The sequence below is a fragment of the Zooshikella harenae genome (assembly GCF_018837975.1).
Lineage (GTDB): Bacteria > Pseudomonadota > Gammaproteobacteria > Pseudomonadales > Zooshikellaceae > Zooshikella > Zooshikella harenae.
The window spans coordinates 48294-63506 of record NZ_JAGSOY010000015.1; the positions used below are offsets into that span (position 1 = coordinate 48294).

Here is a 15213-nt window from a genome sequence, read left to right on the forward strand (position 1 = left end):
ATGCGCATCGAACTGTTTGCCGCAAGGATGCGGTAACTATCTTGACAAACAGTAGCCTCCAGGAAAGGATTCGCGGCATGTTCGAAGGGCGTTATGCAGGTTTCAAACATAAATGATGAGTGATTGTTTGGGACACTAGGTGATTATAAGGTAATTTGCATAGAGTGGCCTGGTGAGGTTACTGTTAGCTCTCTGTGACCTTTATATGACTAAACTTTGATGGAGTAATCCCACCATGAAGTGGATGAGTGTTGCTTTTGTGTTTTTGATTACAGGTTGTCAATTATTATCCCCACAGCCTGACTTGGATCCGAAGTATAGGACCTATTTTCTGCAGGATCATCAACGACAATGTCAACGTGCTGCGGATAATGCAGGTGATCCCAGGGTTTGTCCTTGTGTTGCCAATCGTATGATGAATGAATTACCTGCACAAACCCATGATTGGCTACAGCAGGCGTTTATAATCCGACAACAACAGCCTTCAATAAGTCATCAAGCGATGTTGGAACAGCTAGCCAAAACAACAGGAAAGACTACGAGTGAATTACAAACGACAATTGAGCAGTCTTTAGGTCAGGCATTTGTTGATGCACAGGCTATTTGTGTGAAACGGTCACAGGAGTAGTCTCATTTTTTTCTCTTAAATAAGGCGATAATGCTGGTGATATAACTGTTAAAGTGTTAACCATTAGGGGATATATCGACAATGGCTTGTATTTATAAATATGTCATGTAAATTGGCGGATGCTTATACTTAACCCGCTATACTATTTTGATACAGTTGTTTTACTTTTATCTGGAACACTTTGCAGTAACTATGCATGTTAATGGTTGAGTGAACTATTACACGTTTTGTAAGTCACAGGTTCGCATTTTGCTATCATTTGGGGTCTATTCGCGGAGTCCAAAAGTTTGATATAAATAACGTGCATTAAATGAATTAGGTAATATCAATGAAGAAAACTGTTTTAGCACTAACGGCTGCTGCTGTGTTTACTACAGGCTGTCAATCACCAAACCCTTATACAGGTGAGGCTGAGTTTAATAAAACATCCAAGTATGGTGGTATTGGTGCGTTGGCTGGTGCTGCTGTAGGGGCTCTGGCAAATGGTAAACGTGGTGCTTTAGCTGGAGCGGCTATAGGTGCTGCTGCGGGTGCTGGTTGGGGATATTATGCTGACCGTCAAGAAGATGCATTACGCCAACATCTTAGAAGTACAGGGGTGAAAGTTGTTCGAAATGGTGATCAGCTATCGTTGATTATGCCAGGTAACATTACATTTGATACTGACTCTTACAATATCCAAGCAGGATTTTATCGTACGTTAAACTCTGTGGGTATGGTGTTACGTGAATTTGATCAGTCAATTGTTGAAGTGGTTGGTCATACTGATAGTACAGGTGGACGTGCGCATAATATGCAGCTTTCTGAGAACCGTGCACGCAGTGTGTCCAGTTACCTGATTAATCAAGGGGTACTGGCTAATCGCGTTCGTTACTATGGTGTGGGACCAGACCGGCCGATTGCCAGTAATGGAAACGCTCAAGGACGTGCACAAAACCGCCGTGTTGAGATTAACCTACTGCCAATGTCTGGTGTGCAGTATTCTCACTGATAAGCTATAACACGGGGAGGATGCCAGAGTGTGGTCATTTGACCTGAAGCGGCATTACCCCATGTTGATAAAACCTGGCAGTTAAACTGCCGGGTATATAAGTGCATAGCTGCAATATTGTATTGTGCGACATCCCCATAAAACTGACAGGTAGGAAATCGCTTTAATAAGAAGAAAAATAATGTACTACCTAATCCTTGCCGAAAATATGTTGGTCTCACAGCCAGTAATGAAATATAAATAACCCTTGGTGCAGTGTATTCACAAAAAATTGTGCCACGTAGCTGTTGTCTGCGGAATATTCCCCATCCTGAACTATTTGCTAATAAGCAGGAATATGCTCTTTGAGAAGAAAATGCCTGTGAGCTGGCAAAGCTATCGTAAATCAGTGAGTGGACCGTATTTTTTACTTCTGCCCTGGTAGCATCAATAGGGCGAATTATTAATGGTTCATTCATTTACTTTAATACTTTATTTTTACTTACCCATAAAAAGAACTGGTTACTTGTTGTTTTTTGTTCTCTCTATTGGGGGCTACTGCTAAGGTTAACTTTATAAACATTAGCATATACCCTTCGTGAATCAATTTTATACCCCTATGGCTATACCCCTGGGACACAAAGGGTTTGTTAACCCCAAATGTTGATCTATTTGGGGTTATACTTCTTTATATCGTTCAACGAACTGGTGTCTACCTGTGAAGTTGTTGTATAAAGTCATTGTGTTGACTTGTTGTGGTTGGGGACTGCTCTGCGCTAGTTTCAATACAGTGTTGTCTAAAGAAAACGTAGTACGCTTGACAAACGGTGAATGGCCGCCATTTATGTCTGAGCACTATAAAAACTATGGTGCAGCATCTGATATTGTTTCACAGGCTTTTGCGCTTGAAGGTGTTAATGTTCAGTATGATTTCTTCTTGTGGGATAAAGCTATAAATCTGGCCGCTGCAGGGCAGTGGGATGGTTCGTTGGTGTGGACATGGAATGAGAAACGAAAGCAACTTTTCTACTATAGTGATCCGGTCATTACCTTACGCACGGTTTTTTTTCATCGAGTTGATACTGTATTTGACTGGAAAGATTGGTCAGACCTTAAAGGAAAAAGGGTGGGTGCCACTCGTGGCTATTATTATGGTGAAGATTTTAAACAAGCTGAATCAAGTCAACTGATTGAGGTTATTCGTCAGGATTCTGATTTAGATAATTTAAAGAAATTGTTAAGAAAAAAAATTGACTTATTTGTAATCGATACAGAAATTGGTTATGAACTGTTGAATACGCATTTTCCACCAGGTATTCGTCAACTGGTGACCAGTCACCCTAAACCACTTCGTGAAACGAGCTTTCATTTATTACTCTCGAGAAAGGTTAAGCACAGTCAGCAATGGATACGATTGTTCAATGCAGGTCTTAAGGAGTTAAAAAGCCGCGGGGAGTATGATCGTATCTTAGATGATGTGATTCAAGGAGTTTATCGTCTTCCTCCAAAAAACAATTAGTTATTTATAGTTGTTTTACGGAGATTAAATAAAGAAAAAACTATAGGTATTTAAAATTCCTACCTAATTATTCCACGCTAAACTTAGACCGTAGCTAAAATTAGAAGATAGCTAACTTATGTGGAGTAGGTGAGTATGTATTCAGTATTAAAAATTGCAGCTTTAAGCTATTTTTTATTATCGTTTAGTTGGCTGGCCTATGGGCAAGATGTCATTAAGCTGACTAATGGTGAATGGCCACCTTATATGTCAGAGGGCTATAAACACAACGGGCTGGTTTCTCATATTGTTGTAGAGGCTTTTAAAAATGAAGGGATAACGGTTGAATATGGTTTTTTTCCCTGGAAGCGTGCGATCAAACAGGCTGAGCTAGGTAAAGAGTGGAAAGGTTCTGTTGGTTGGAGTAAGAATAATGAGCGTGAAGCTATCTTTATTTATACGGATCCTATTATTGAGTTAAAAGATGTTTTTTTTCACCGTAAAGATTTACAGTTTGACTGGAAAACAATCGATGACTTGAAGAATTATAAAATTGGGGCTTCAGTAGGTTACTTTTATGGTAAAGCGTTTGAAGATGCTGAAAAAAGTAAAAAAATAAAAGTATCACGAACCTCTAAAGATGAGAATAATTTGAAAAAATTGGCTGCAGGTAAGATAGACTTGTTTCCTGCGACATTGGAGGTAGGCTATGAGTTGATTGCTGACAAGCTCCCCGAAGGCACAAAGAATGTATTAACAAACCATCCTCGCCCAGTAAGAACAACTAATTATCATCTGATCATCAATAAAAAAATTAAAGATGCACAAAAATATGCTGATGCGTTTAATAGTGGACTTAAAAAACTTAAAGAGTCAGGGAAATACGAACAAATGTTGAGTGACAGTATTGAAGGTAAGTATCGTCCATAACAAGCATGATTTTTGGCTCATTAAATATGGGAATGCTAAAACATTTTTGTTTAAGTGTCATTCTAGCGTTATCCATTGGTACTCAAAGTGTTTTTGGGCAAGAGGTTATTCGAATTACTAATGGCGAGTGGCCTCCTTTTATGTCACAAACGTATAAACACTATGGGGCAGGCTCTCATATTGTAACGGAAGCATTTGCACAGGAGAACATTACCGTAAAATACGGATTTTATCCCTGGAAAAGGGCTATGAAGGAAGCAAGAGAAGGTACCTGGGATGCGACATTGTTATGGGGGAAAAATGAGGAGCGAGAGAAGTCTTTTCTATATAGTGAATCTGTTTTAACGTTAAGAACCGTTTTTTTTCATCGTAAAGATATGCCGTTTAATTGGCAAAAGTGGGAGGATTTGAGTGGTTATAAACTAGGTGTCACGCGGGGTTATTATTATGGAGAAGGGTTAGCAAAGGCAATTGAAGAAAATATACTGCGAGTCGATATTGCAAACTCGGATGTCATAAATTTTCATAAGTTACTGGCAGGGCGTATACAGCTCTTTGTCATTGAGCCTGAAGTTGGTTATGAGATACTTTCTGAAAACTTCCCACAAACAAGTCGCGATTTGTTGACAAACCATCCTCGGCCTATAAGAGAAGCAGATTGGTTTTTGATTATTTCTAAAAAAAGCCCTAAAGCGGCATACTGGTTAGAGAAATTCAATAAAGGCTTAAAAAAGATTATTGCCAGTGGTAAGCATGATCAAATAATGGAAGATGTATTATTGGGAAAGTATCGACCGTAAGTCGCTTCCGTCGGAAATCATCTCTATCATAAAGTGTTATAACCCAGCATAATCCCCATAAACCATAATGGGGATTACGTCTGTTGATGTAAATACTATCCTGCGTGTAGATTAACTATAACCAGTGAGTAACAGGTTTTCTGCTTGTTCTAATTGTTCGTGGTTGCCTGAGATAACCACAATGTCGTTAACTAAAAGAGGCTGGTTTCGCCAATCATCCAACTCTATATCATGTCGCTTAAGGTGGTGAATTTCTATTCCACAGCGACCTTCTAAATCAACAAATTCCAACGTCTTGCCAAGGCTGCTTGCATCAGTAGGAAGTTGAATACCGTGCAGGAATGTTCGGGGGAGACCCTTTTTATCTATGATGGATGTACGCTCGCCCTGGTATAAGCCATGGAGCATTTGATAGCGTTCCTGACGGACAGCATCAATTTGTTCACGAATTTGTTCTGAGGGGGTGCCGAGCATGACTAAAACGTGTTTGATCATCATTAAGCTGGACTCAAATATTTCAGGAATAACTTCCGTTGCCCCTGCGTTACGAAGTGTCTCTAAGCTTGTATCATCACGTGTACGCACGATAATAGGAATTTGTTGGTTCTTTAAGCGGATGGCTTGGGTTATTTTTTCGGCATTCTCATTCACATCTACGCAGATTACAACCAAGTTAGCGCGGTCAAGTCCTGCAGCTTCCAATAAGTCGGGGCGGCGGCAGTCACCAAAAAAGACTTTTCGTTCAGCCTGACAGGCTTCTTTTACACGAATAGGATCATCATCCATTGCTACATAAGGTAAATTTTGTTTATCTAAAAAACGGCCAATAGACTGACCAACACGACCATAGCCGCATATTAGGGTGTGATTAGTAACTGATTCTAATGCGGCAGCAATAGCATTGGGTTCACTTTGGGTCGTTGGTGCTTTTTGGCTGGATAATTTGCGAATGAACCAATGGCTATAGCGGATGATAAAGGGTGTGGCAGACATAGAAAGAATGGTTACTGATAATACAACAGCACTTTGGGTATTGGTTAATAAATCATGTTGGTTGACAAGGGCGATTAAGGCTAAGCAAAACTCACCACCTTGTGCGAGGTAAAGTCCTGTTTTTAATGCTGTTCCTGGCATATCTGAATGTTTTCGAGCAAGCCAGGTAATAATGCTGGCTTTAAATATCAGTAACAGTGCAGTGAGTAGCAGAATCAGTAGCCAGTGTTGTAGAAACAGAGACAAATCCAGCATCATACCCACAGACACAAAAAATAGGCCTAGCAGTACATCTCGGAAAGGACGAATATCATGTTCTACCTGGTGGCGATAATGGCTTTCACCAAGCATCATACCTGCGAGAAAGCCCCCTAATGCCATAGAAAGGTGCATAGAATGGGTTACCCAGGCCGCTAATAGGGCAATAACCAGTGCCGTTAAAACAAATAATTCTTCAGAACGCACCTTGGCGATTTCATGAAACAGATGAGGTAGAATCCAGCGGCCAATTAAGAGCATGGTGACAAGGAGTAAAGTACTTTTGGCAAGTACCGAACCCAACGCTACCCATAAGTTTTGTTCGCTATTACCTGCCAGTACGGGTATAAGAATAAGAAAAAATACAGCAGCAATATCTTGGAAAATTAATATTCCCATTGTTTGTTGGCCAATGGGTAATTTGAGTTCATTTCGACTGGTTAATTCTTTAGAAACAATGGCGGTTGATGAAAGCGCTAAACCTGCGCCTAAAATCAGTGCGATAGGGAGCGGTAAGCCAAGTATAAAAGCAATAATGGCAATGCCTATCCCACAAAGCAAGACTTGATTGCCGCCAAGCCCAAATACAATTCGCCGCAATGCCCACATATGGGCAAAAGAAAATTCCAAACCAATCGAAAAGAGTAGGAAAACAACACCCATTTCAGCCAGTAGTGCAATATTTTCAGACTCGGCAATAGTGTCTGTGGCAGCGGGTCCTAGTAATACGCCTACAATAAGGTAACTTAACGTCGCGGGTAATCGTAATCGGTGAAAAACGGCAATAGCAACGACGGAGCTGATAAAAATAACCAGTAACTGATTTAATAGTGAAAAGTCCATAAAATTTCTGCTGACCAATTTACCCTAGGCGAATTAAGGAAACCTTCCCAAGAAAAGAAGAAGTTAACACTGGATTAGGATATAGACTACAAATGTTGAATAAATACTTCCTAAGTTATTCAATCATAATAACTTTATTAATCTCGGCGTAAGCGATCAGAAACGGCAATAGGACTTTTAAAGTTAAAGACAACGATATAGGAAGAAACCAAGAAGGTAATAATCGTGGTTGCTTGGATGACATGGGAGGCTTCTGTGCCTATTTGTTGAGTGCTTGCGGCTATGTAGGCGATGAGTATGGAAAACTCACTGGCTTGCCCCAGACGAAATCCGACCTCCCATGAAGTGTGCAGTGGTTCTTTGAGCCATTGTAATAGGTAACGGAATACCCAGGGCTTCAGTAATAAGGCAACAATACTGAGGATTAATGCTGGTATGATCACATCATCTAAAAGGGCTAGGTTGAAACTGGCTCCAACGGAAAAGAAAAACAGAATTAAGAAAAAATCACGTAATGGTTTAAGGCTGATCGCGATGTATTGAGCAATAGGGCTGGTTGCTATGGTAATTCCAGCAATGAATGCACCAATTTCTGCTGATAATCCAACATAACTTGAAAGCTCAGCAAGTCCGAGACACCAGCCAATGGCTACTAAAAATAAGTATTCATGAATACGGTCAAACTGTTGCATGATTGGCAGTATAACGAACTTAACCGCTAGCCATGCAACAAGGATTAATACCGGCAATGCAGCCAGAGCAATGGCTAATTGTGCACCACTGCTGTCTTGTTGTTGATGACTGTATAAAAAAAGAAGCACTACAATGGCAATGACATCCTGCAGTAATAAAATGCTCACCACAAGTTCTCCCGTATGGCGATGATGGAGGACGGTGGTGGGAAGCAATTTGATGCCAATGATGGTACTAGAGAACATCATTGCCGTACCAATAATAATGGCTTCAAGGGTTGTGAAGTCGAAGGTAATTGCGATTAAGTACCCTGTAGCCGCAAAAATAATCGAACTGGCTATTCCAATAACAGAACTTTTACTTAACATGCTGACCAAATGACTTGGTTGCATGTCCAGTCCTAATAAAAAGAGCAGAAAGATAATGCCGATATGTGATATGTCAGATAAGAGGCGGGTATCACCGACCCATTGTAGTCCATAGGGGCCTAATAACGCACCAAGTACAATATATGCGACTAGTAGTGGTTGTCGAGTATAAAGGGCAACAGTTGCGAACAGCGCAGCACCAGAAAAAATGAGGAAAAAAGAAAATACTAGCGACCCGTTCTCCATACCAGCCTCTTCGCCTTGGTCATTATCGGCTTTGCACTAAACCATAGCACTCAGCTGTTGTTTTTAAATGCGTATGGTAGCCATAGCCTGTCGTCTTTTTCTAGCATATAGGAAATTATTTAATAACAAAATGTACATAAAGTTGCTACTACTTAGCAGGCATTTTTAACTGTAGTTGATAATAGAGCCATACTGAGTATGGCTCTTAATTGTGTAGAGAAATGAATACGTTGGTTTTAGTGTAGGCGGCGGCGAAATAGTGGTTGGGGGTGATCACTGGCACCCTGGTAGCTGATTGAGAAGGCATTAAGTCCCCGTAGCGCTTCTTCTGGATCTTTTTCTGCGTGAAGTTTAAATGCATCAAAGCCACAGCGTTTTAAGTAAAACAGCTGATCATGGAGGATATCACCTACCGCTCTGAGTTCCCCTTGATAGCCTAAGCGTTCACGTAATACCCGTGCAATAGAATAGCCCCGACCGTCCGTAAATGAGGGAAAATTGATAGCAATGACGGCAAGTTGATGAATATAAGATGAAAGCACCTCGGGTTCGTGGTGGCTGTCAAGCCAAACACCGAGTGAACCTGAGTGTTGCTCAAACTGTGTAGGGTTGGCTAAAAAGTCATCAATAGGAATAATACTGCGTTCAGCAAGTACGTCTCCTGAGGTATAACTTGAGTAAAAGGTATAAGTATCACTGATAACTTTTTGATTTTTAATTATTACTGGCATAAACACGATCCTTAAAAGGCTGGATGCCAATACGACGATAGGTGTCAATAAACAGCTCTTCTGATGTACGATGTGCAAGATAAACATCGATAATGGATGTAATCACATCGGGCATTACATCCCGAGCAAAGGAAGGGCCTAAAATTTTACCTAAGCTGGCATCATTGTAAGCTGATCCACCCAACTGGACTTGGTAAAATTCCGCACCTTTTTTATCAACCCCTAAAATACCAATATGACCTACATGGTGATGACCACAGGCGTTCATACAACCTGAAATATTAAGATCTAAATCACCAATGTCATGTAAATAATCCAGGTCATCAAAGCGACGCTGAATAGCTTCGGCAATGGGCAGTGATTTGGCATTGGCTAAAGCACAAAAGTCTCCACCAGGGCAACAGATGACATCAGTGAGTAGGCCGATGTTAGGGGTTGCAAAACCAAATCGTAGGGCTTCCTGCCAAAGCGTGTATAAATGATCTTGTTGTACATCTGCCAGTACTAGGTTTTGTTGGTGGCTGACACGGATTTCACCAAAGCTAAATTGCTCAGCTAAGTCAGCAGCGGCTTCAAGTTGCTGGTCTGAGGCATCACCTGGAGCTTGCGCAGTTGCTTTGAGTGATAAGGTGGCAATCGCATAGCCAGGCACTTTATGAGCCGTCACATTTCGCTCATACCAGTGACGAAAGTTTGGATCTTGCTGTAGATCTTGCTGAAGTTGTGTATTTTCGACAGGCAAGTCAGCATAGTCAGGGCTGCTGAAGTGTTGACTGATGCGCGTTACTTCGGCTTCAGTCAGGGTTTGTGGTCCATCTTTCAGATGTTGCCATTCAGCCTCGACCTTTGCACGAAAAGCATCAGCCCCCAGCGCTTTGACAAGAATCTTTATCCGTGCTTTATATTTATTATCCCGGCGACCGTAGCGATTATAAACCCGCAAAATAGCTTCTAAATAAGTCAACAGGTGTCGCTCTGGGAGAAAATCACAAATTTCAGTTCCGATCATTGGGGTTCGACCTAAGCCTCCGCCCACCAGTACCCGAAAACCCAGCTCGCCTTGATCATTTTGCTGAGCATGTAAACCAATATCATGCACTTGAACTGCTGCACGATCCTGTTTAGCCCCATTGATAGCAATTTTGAATTTACGGGGTAGGTAGGCAAACTCTGGGTGAAAGGTTGACCATTGACGAATAATTTCACAATAAGGGCGAGGATCAACCAATTCGTCAGCTGCCACACCCGCAAACTGATCAGTGGTTGTGTTGCGAATACAATTACCACTGGTTTGAATGGCATGCATTTCAACCGTTGCCAGTTCGGCTAAAATATCAGGGACTTTCTCTAGCTTTGGCCAGTTGTACTGAACGTTTTGTCGAGTACTGAAGTGGACGTAGCCTTTGTCAAACTGACGAGAGATTTCGGCCAGTTTACGTATTTGCTTAGCTGAAACCATACCATAGGGAATGGCAACACGTAGCATAGGCGCAAAGCGTTGGATATACAGACCATTTTGCAGGCGTAAGGGTAGAAACTCAGCATCAGTCAGTTTTCCTTCTAGATAACGCTGGGTTTGATCACGGAATTGAGCGACTCGCTCAGCGACGATGGTTTTATCGTATGCGTCGTATTTATACATAATGCTCGCTTTTCAGCCTGTACAATCTGGTGAATGGGTATAACAAGCCAAGGCGTTCTTGCCTAAAGCGTGATTAGTACCTAACGAGTTACAAGGCGGCAGTCAAAATAATATGAGTAACTTAGCAGAACCGATATATTCTATAAATGAATATTTTTCTATATATCTAGAATTAATTGATATAGATAGTGATTTGTAGCAAAGAACTTAGGTGAGGGGAGCTGCTAAACCAATCAATGTTTAGGTAGTGTACATGTGGCGTATATCTAAGATACACTGTTGCTGATTTTAAGGAGAAAACATACCCAAGGTTGAGGGTATAGATATAATGAAAAAAACAGGTCAAGGAGATGATTCGATGAAAGAGGAAACATCACAGCATGCTGATAGCCGTATTGACGCCATTGCCGTCATTGCGTTGATTATCATCGCTGTGACAGCAATGGTTTATTGGGTGAGTGGACAATAACATATTCCCGTCATTTTCAAGCATTTGTTAAGCATCAATGATACTTTGGTGAAATGATAAGCCGTTGCCCTAGCTATGTTAAAACAGCTGTCGATGAGAGACGATAGTCGGTTGCTCAGTGACAGCTGTTACCTGAACGTATTTGATTCGTTAGACCTGCATGCTGTCTACAGCGCATTCAGGGCAATTTGAACCAATCCCACCATAATGAGAATAAATACTGTTGTAAATAATATACCCACCAACACATAGTGAATGGGTTTACCCTTACTAAAATCTTTTCGTCTTTTTTTCTGGCTCTGTACACCAAATGCAGCGGCAAAAACGCTTTGTAGTACACCAAGAAAGCTAATGGGCTTATCCTTATTTAACGAGTCTGCTTCTGGTTTTTTGCTTGAGTTTGAAGAATTGGGATTTTCTGTAGCCTTCATTATATGACGGTCCGTGTGCATCAATTTACTATCCATTATTTTCTTTAGGTGCGTTAATCATTTACTTTTTTTATCCAAATCGTATATGAGGCGTCAACCTATTATTTATCCCTTGATTATCTCGACAATTTCATGTGTCGTTTTCAATCGTTTAATACGTTCAAATAGGCACTGTGCTTCTGGGTGTTGAAGACGTAAATAACCCAGCCACTGTTTTATACGATGAGGATAGTAGCGGCTTTTTTCATGCTGCAGATCATACGTTGTATATTGCCATAAAAGGGTTTTGATTTGGGACCAGTTAATAGGTGACTGTTGTTTTTTTATCACGGCTGGCAGGTTTGGGAGTGCTAAGGCTCCGCGACCTATCATTAAGTCATGACAGTGGGAGAGCATTTGACATTGTCTGGCATCTTCTTCGTTCCAGATTTCGCCATTAGCTATTAAAGGAATTTGGATAACTGACTTGATTCTTGCTAGCCAGTGCCAGTGAGCAGGAGGACGGTAACCTTCTGTTTTGGTACGTGCATGGACAATGATTTCGGTTGCACCTGCTGAAGCCACTGCACAGGCATTTTCTAAGGCAAGTGTTTTATCTTCGTAGCCTAGTCTCATTTTAACACTTACGGGGAACGTCTCAGGGACAGCACAACGTACTGTTGCAACAATGCGGTATAGCTGCTCGGGTTCAGTTAGTAAGATGGCGCCTCCACGGCTGTTGTTGACCGTTCGTGCAGGGCAACCAAAATTTAAATCAATACCAGGAGAGCCAAGTGCTATTGCACGTTGTGCATTGGCAGCCAACCATTCTGGGTGTTGCCCGAGTAATTGAACTCTAACGGGTACGCCTGAATGCGTTTTTCCTTGTTGATGGAGTTCGGGGCATAAACGATAGAACACACGTGCAGGGAGGAGTTGATCAACCACACGCACAAACTCAGTGGTGCACAAATCAATTCCCCCCAGTGATGTCAACAGGTCGCGCATTAAATAGTCAACAACACCTTCCATTGGGGCGAGAAATACACGCATAAACAAACCTATAAAAAGGGGGGATCTTAACAAAACTGAGTGGCTTTTTTTAGTGTGCTTGCAAACTGTTGTCCTAATGGCTTGCGCAGGCAATGGTAGAACAAAATTATTTTTGAAGTGAAAGCTTTGTTCATAAAGGCAGGTCCTTAGTTCTGACTTTTGTTGATATCAGTCAATAATGCACATTTATTCAGTTACATCGTATTTTGGGTGTAGCTACTCAGTAGGAGCCTTATGATGAAGAAAACAGCTGTATTGTCTTTAGCGATGGGTACATTGGTTGCGATGTCTGGTGTTGCTACGACAGCATTAGCGGCAAAACCAGAGATGGAAAAGTGTTATGGCGTAGTCAAAGCAGGCAAGAATGACTGTGGTGCTAATGGACACTCTTGTGCTGGTTCTGCGACTAAAGATGGTGATCCTAACGAGTGGTTACTGGTACCAAAAGGGACCTGTAATAAAATCGTTGGGGGAAGTACTGAGCCTAAAGATAAGTGATGAATAGGGCACCTAAGCAAGACCATTGCAGGAAACTTCCTGCAATGGCGGGCATAGGCTTAAGACAACCTCATTATGATGACTTTCTCCGTCAACCGCCGGATATTGGTTGGATAGAAGTACATCCTGAAAATTATTTTGATATTGATAGTCCTCCAGCCCATTGGTTACAAAAATTATGTCAGCAGTATCCCTTAAGTTTGCATGGGGTAGGGCTGTCATTAGGGTCAACTGATCCGTTGTCTGAGCAACACCTTGCTAAGCTGGCGCAATTAATTGCTATTTACGAGCCTGCGCTAGTTTCAGAGCATTTATGCTGGACTTCCCAACAGGGTGTATATTTTCAAGACTTGTTGCCATTGCCCCAGAATCAAGAGGTTATTGCTCATCTTGTTCAACGAATCGAGCAAGTCCAAGATTATCTTAAACGGCCGATTGCTATTGAAAATGTATCCAGTTACCTACAACCAATGGGCAATGAGATGCCTGAGTGGGAATTCTTGATATCAACAGTGAAGCAAGCAGGCTGTTTAATCTTATTAGATATTAATAATATTTATGTGAATGCAATAAATCATGGCTTTTCTGCCAAGATTTATATTGATGTGATTCCTGCAGAATGGGTTGCGGAAATCCATTTAGCTGGGCATACCTCAGTAACGCTGGAATCAGAAACGGTTTTAGTGGATACCCATGGTGATGTTGTGTCTGATGAGGTTTGGCAGCTTTATCATTATGCCATCAAAAAATTTGGTCCTAAGCCGACCTTAATTGAGTGGGATACAAATTTACCCCCTTTGAACAGTTTGGTGGGGGAAGCTAAAAAAGCACAACATATATTGGATAAAGCTTATGACTGTGCTTGATGATTGGCAAAGTCAATTTGCTAAATGGCTGCTAACTGGAGATACGCAATTACTCAATTCTCAGGTCATTGCTGATAAGCCTGAGAGGCTGGGACTTTATCGAAATAATGTTCTGGCCAATATAACACAATCATTACAAAGTATATTTCCTGTATTGGAAAGGCTTATTGGAACGTCATGCTTTACATCGTTATGCCATCGCTTTATTCAGCAACACCCACCGCAAAAAGCGGCACTGAATCATTATGGTGGGCAGCTTGCTGACTTTATATCATGCCAAGCTGCGTTCAATGGACATCCCTATTTACCTGATGTTGCACAACTTGAATGGGCTACACATGTTGCTTTTTTACTAGCGGAAGTTAAACCGGTTGATACTCACACATTAGCATCATTGGAACAGAAGGAATTACTGGATATTCATTTGTCTTTAGCCAGTAGTGTACAGTTGGTGATGTCTAAGTTTCCTATTTTAGCCATCTGGCAGGCGAATCATTCTACTGTTGTAGATCCACCTACAGTGCACTTGATGGAAAAGGAGGAGCATTTAATTGTATTTAGAGAAGGCGAGCAGTTTGTCATTGAGCCTGTAACATCAACTGAGTGGTTTTTTTTACAAGCTATTAATCATACTGTGTCATTAAACCAGGCTTATGAACATGCGCTTACCCACAGCGCTGATTTTGATTTGGCAGGATGCCTACAAAAGTATGTTAGTTCTGGTGTTATTTCAGATGTTTTGCCCGTAATAGCAGATAAAAATTGGAGTAAGGCTAATGTCGAATAAGTTTGTATGTGTTTATTGTTGGTTATGCCAAAAAAGTAATCATTATGTTGCACCTATCGTTGACTTGGGCATGCGGCTGTTTATTGGTTGGGTTTTTTGGAAGTCTGGCATGACAAAACTTGAAGGCATTGACCAAGCTATTTTTTTGTTTGAGTACGAATATAATGTGCCATTGCTGTCTCCCGATATTGCAGCTTATTTAGCATTGTCTGCAGAATTAGCGCTACCTGTATTACTTTGGCTTGGACTAGGTACTCGTTTTGCGGCAGTAGGGTTAACCATCATGACACTTATTATAGAGATATTTGTCTACCCCAATACCACAGAACATTATTTTTGGTTACTAATACTCTCAAGTTTGTGGAGTCGTGGGGGTGGCGTTTTATCGTTGGATTATTTACTTGCTCGACATTTTGGGCCGAGTCAGAATGAGAGTGTGTTTACATATAAAAAGGCGTAAAGACACTACGCCTTTTTATATGATTTTTTAGACCATCCCAACATGTCTAGTGCTTAAATGTATGAACAAT

General features: G+C 41.2%; 17 protein-coding genes. 10 read left to right on the forward strand and 7 right to left on the reverse strand.

Annotation, left to right across the window (positions count from 1 at the left end):
• Positions 1–235: 235 nt before the first annotated feature.
• Positions 236–628, forward strand: a complete 393-nt coding sequence (locus tag KCG35_RS08685) for a hypothetical protein (protein WP_215819295.1) — start codon at positions 236–238, stop codon at positions 626–628.
• A gap of 328 nt (positions 629–956) precedes the next feature.
• On the forward strand, positions 957–1619 hold the full coding sequence (locus KCG35_RS08690; protein WP_215819296.1) for a YiaD family glycine zipper/OmpA-like lipoprotein: 663 nt from the start codon (positions 957–959) through the stop codon (positions 1617–1619).
• On the opposite strand, the gene KCG35_RS08695 is transcribed toward KCG35_RS08690, so the two are convergent.
• Positions 1613–2077: a GNAT family N-acetyltransferase gene (locus KCG35_RS08695; RefSeq protein ID WP_215819297.1), complete on the reverse strand. Its 465-nt coding sequence runs from the start codon at positions 2075–2077 to the stop codon at positions 1613–1615. The two genes, KCG35_RS08690 and KCG35_RS08695, sit on opposite strands and share 7 nt — an antisense overlap.
• Positions 2078–2316: 239 nt before the next feature.
• Here KCG35_RS08695 and KCG35_RS08700 point away from each other — a divergent pair, with 239 nt between their 5' ends.
• The 3 genes from KCG35_RS08700 to KCG35_RS08710 all read left to right on the forward strand — a co-directional run bounded on the left by KCG35_RS08700 (position 2317) and on the right by KCG35_RS08710 (position 4826).
• On the forward strand, positions 2317–3117 hold the full coding sequence (locus KCG35_RS08700) for a substrate-binding periplasmic protein (RefSeq protein ID WP_215819298.1): 801 nt from the start codon (positions 2317–2319) through the stop codon (positions 3115–3117).
• Positions 3118–3252: 135 nt separating this feature from the next.
• On the forward strand, positions 3253–4026 hold the full coding sequence (locus KCG35_RS08705) for a substrate-binding periplasmic protein (RefSeq protein WP_215819299.1): 774 nt from the start codon (positions 3253–3255) through the stop codon (positions 4024–4026).
• A gap of 26 nt (positions 4027–4052) precedes the next feature.
• Positions 4053–4826: a substrate-binding periplasmic protein gene (locus tag KCG35_RS08710; RefSeq protein ID WP_215819300.1), complete on the forward strand. Its 774-nt coding sequence runs from the start codon at positions 4053–4055 to the stop codon at positions 4824–4826.
• 111 nt (positions 4827–4937) lie between these two features.
• Here the strand turns inward: KCG35_RS08710 and KCG35_RS08715 are convergent, their stop codons facing one another.
• The 4 genes from KCG35_RS08715 to KCG35_RS08730 form a co-directional block, all read right to left on the reverse strand.
• The gene (locus KCG35_RS08715) at positions 4938–6920 is read right to left on the reverse strand and encodes a monovalent cation:proton antiporter family protein (protein ID WP_215819301.1); all 1983 of its coding nucleotides are present in this window, start codon (positions 6918–6920) and stop codon (positions 4938–4940) included.
• A gap of 137 nt (positions 6921–7057) precedes the next feature.
• Entirely contained in the window at positions 7058–8227 is a 1170-nt protein-coding gene (locus KCG35_RS08720; RefSeq protein WP_215819302.1) for a cation:proton antiporter, read from the reverse strand.
• A gap of 236 nt (positions 8228–8463) precedes the next feature.
• A complete protein-coding gene (locus KCG35_RS08725) occupies positions 8464–8958 on the reverse strand; it encodes a DUF934 domain-containing protein (RefSeq protein WP_215819303.1) in 495 nt (164 codons plus the stop codon).
• The gene (locus KCG35_RS08730; protein WP_215819304.1) at positions 8942–10600 is read right to left on the reverse strand and encodes a nitrite/sulfite reductase; all 1659 of its coding nucleotides are present in this window, start codon (positions 10598–10600) and stop codon (positions 8942–8944) included. The genes KCG35_RS08725 and KCG35_RS08730 overlap by 17 nt, the downstream gene beginning before the upstream one ends.
• A 328-nt stretch (positions 10601–10928) precedes the next feature.
• Between KCG35_RS08730 and KCG35_RS08735 the strand changes: the two genes are divergently transcribed.
• Entirely contained in the window at positions 10929–11069 is a 141-nt protein-coding gene (locus KCG35_RS08735) for a hypothetical protein (protein WP_215819305.1), read from the forward strand.
• Positions 11070–11236: 167 nt separating this feature from the next.
• On the opposite strand, the gene KCG35_RS08740 is transcribed toward KCG35_RS08735, so the two are convergent.
• Positions 11237–11536 carry a DUF2970 domain-containing protein gene (locus KCG35_RS08740; RefSeq protein ID WP_230409097.1) on the reverse strand — a complete coding sequence of 100 codons (300 nt, stop codon included), beginning with the start codon at positions 11534–11536 and terminating at the stop codon, positions 11237–11239.
• Between the two features lie 69 nt (positions 11537–11605).
• The gene (locus KCG35_RS08745; RefSeq protein ID WP_215819306.1) at positions 11606–12532 is read right to left on the reverse strand and encodes a tRNA-dihydrouridine synthase; all 927 of its coding nucleotides are present in this window, start codon (positions 12530–12532) and stop codon (positions 11606–11608) included.
• Positions 12533–12766: 234 nt separating this feature from the next.
• Here KCG35_RS08745 and KCG35_RS08750 point away from each other — a divergent pair, with 234 nt between their 5' ends.
• Genes KCG35_RS08750 through KCG35_RS08765 form a run of 4 tightly spaced genes read left to right on the forward strand, consistent with a single transcriptional unit; the run spans position 12767 to position 15143 of the window.
• Positions 12767–13030, forward strand: a complete 264-nt coding sequence (locus KCG35_RS08750) for a BufA1 family periplasmic bufferin-type metallophore (protein WP_230409098.1) — start codon at positions 12767–12769, stop codon at positions 13028–13030.
• Between the two features lie 44 nt (positions 13031–13074).
• The gene (gene bufB / locus KCG35_RS08755; protein WP_215819307.1) at positions 13075–13896 is read left to right on the forward strand and encodes an MNIO family bufferin maturase; all 822 of its coding nucleotides are present in this window, start codon (positions 13075–13077) and stop codon (positions 13894–13896) included.
• Complete coding sequence (locus KCG35_RS08760; RefSeq protein ID WP_215819308.1) at positions 13883–14683, forward strand: HvfC/BufC family peptide modification chaperone; 801 nt, start codon at positions 13883–13885, stop codon at positions 14681–14683. Before bufB ends, KCG35_RS08760 begins: the two co-directional genes overlap by 14 nt.
• Positions 14673–15143, forward strand: a complete 471-nt coding sequence (locus KCG35_RS08765) for a DoxX family protein (protein ID WP_215819309.1) — start codon at positions 14673–14675, stop codon at positions 15141–15143. The genes KCG35_RS08760 and KCG35_RS08765 overlap by 11 nt, the downstream gene beginning before the upstream one ends.
• Positions 15144–15213 lie beyond the last annotated feature (70 nt).

Excerpts from the sequence above, each read along its gene's own strand:
- KCG35_RS08715 (WP_215819301.1), bottom strand. The coding sequence starts at position 6,920 with ATGGACTTTTCACTATTAAATCAGTTACTGGTTATTTTTATCAGCTCC.
- KCG35_RS08745 (WP_215819306.1), bottom strand. The coding sequence starts at position 12,532 with ATGCGTGTATTTCTCGCCCCAATGGAAGGTGTTGTTGACTATTTAATG.
- KCG35_RS08740 (WP_230409097.1), bottom strand. The coding sequence starts at position 11,536 with ATGGATAGTAAATTGATGCACACGGACCGTCATATAATGAAGGCTACA.
- KCG35_RS08690 (WP_215819296.1), top strand. The coding sequence starts at position 957 with ATGAAGAAAACTGTTTTAGCACTAACGGCTGCTGCTGTGTTTACTACA.
- bufB (WP_215819307.1), top strand. The coding sequence starts at position 13,075 with ATGGCGGGCATAGGCTTAAGACAACCTCATTATGATGACTTTCTCCGT.
- KCG35_RS08705 (WP_215819299.1), top strand. The coding sequence starts at position 3,253 with ATGTATTCAGTATTAAAAATTGCAGCTTTAAGCTATTTTTTATTATCG.
- KCG35_RS08735 (WP_215819305.1), top strand. The coding sequence starts at position 10,929 with ATGAAAAAAACAGGTCAAGGAGATGATTCGATGAAAGAGGAAACATCA.
- KCG35_RS08730 (WP_215819304.1), bottom strand. The coding sequence starts at position 10,600 with ATGTATAAATACGACGCATACGATAAAACCATCGTCGCTGAGCGAGTC.
- KCG35_RS08750 (WP_230409098.1), top strand. The coding sequence starts at position 12,767 with ATGATGAAGAAAACAGCTGTATTGTCTTTAGCGATGGGTACATTGGTT.
- KCG35_RS08710 (WP_215819300.1), top strand. The coding sequence starts at position 4,053 with ATGGGAATGCTAAAACATTTTTGTTTAAGTGTCATTCTAGCGTTATCC.
- KCG35_RS08720 (WP_215819302.1), bottom strand. The coding sequence starts at position 8,227 with ATGGAGAACGGGTCGCTAGTATTTTCTTTTTTCCTCATTTTTTCTGGT.
- KCG35_RS08685 (WP_215819295.1), top strand. The coding sequence starts at position 236 with ATGAAGTGGATGAGTGTTGCTTTTGTGTTTTTGATTACAGGTTGTCAA.
- KCG35_RS08760 (WP_215819308.1), top strand. The coding sequence starts at position 13,883 with ATGACTGTGCTTGATGATTGGCAAAGTCAATTTGCTAAATGGCTGCTA.
- KCG35_RS08765 (WP_215819309.1), top strand. The coding sequence starts at position 14,673 with ATGTCGAATAAGTTTGTATGTGTTTATTGTTGGTTATGCCAAAAAAGT.
- KCG35_RS08695 (WP_215819297.1), bottom strand. The coding sequence starts at position 2,077 with ATGAATGAACCATTAATAATTCGCCCTATTGATGCTACCAGGGCAGAA.
- KCG35_RS08725 (WP_215819303.1), bottom strand. The coding sequence starts at position 8,958 with ATGCCAGTAATAATTAAAAATCAAAAAGTTATCAGTGATACTTATACC.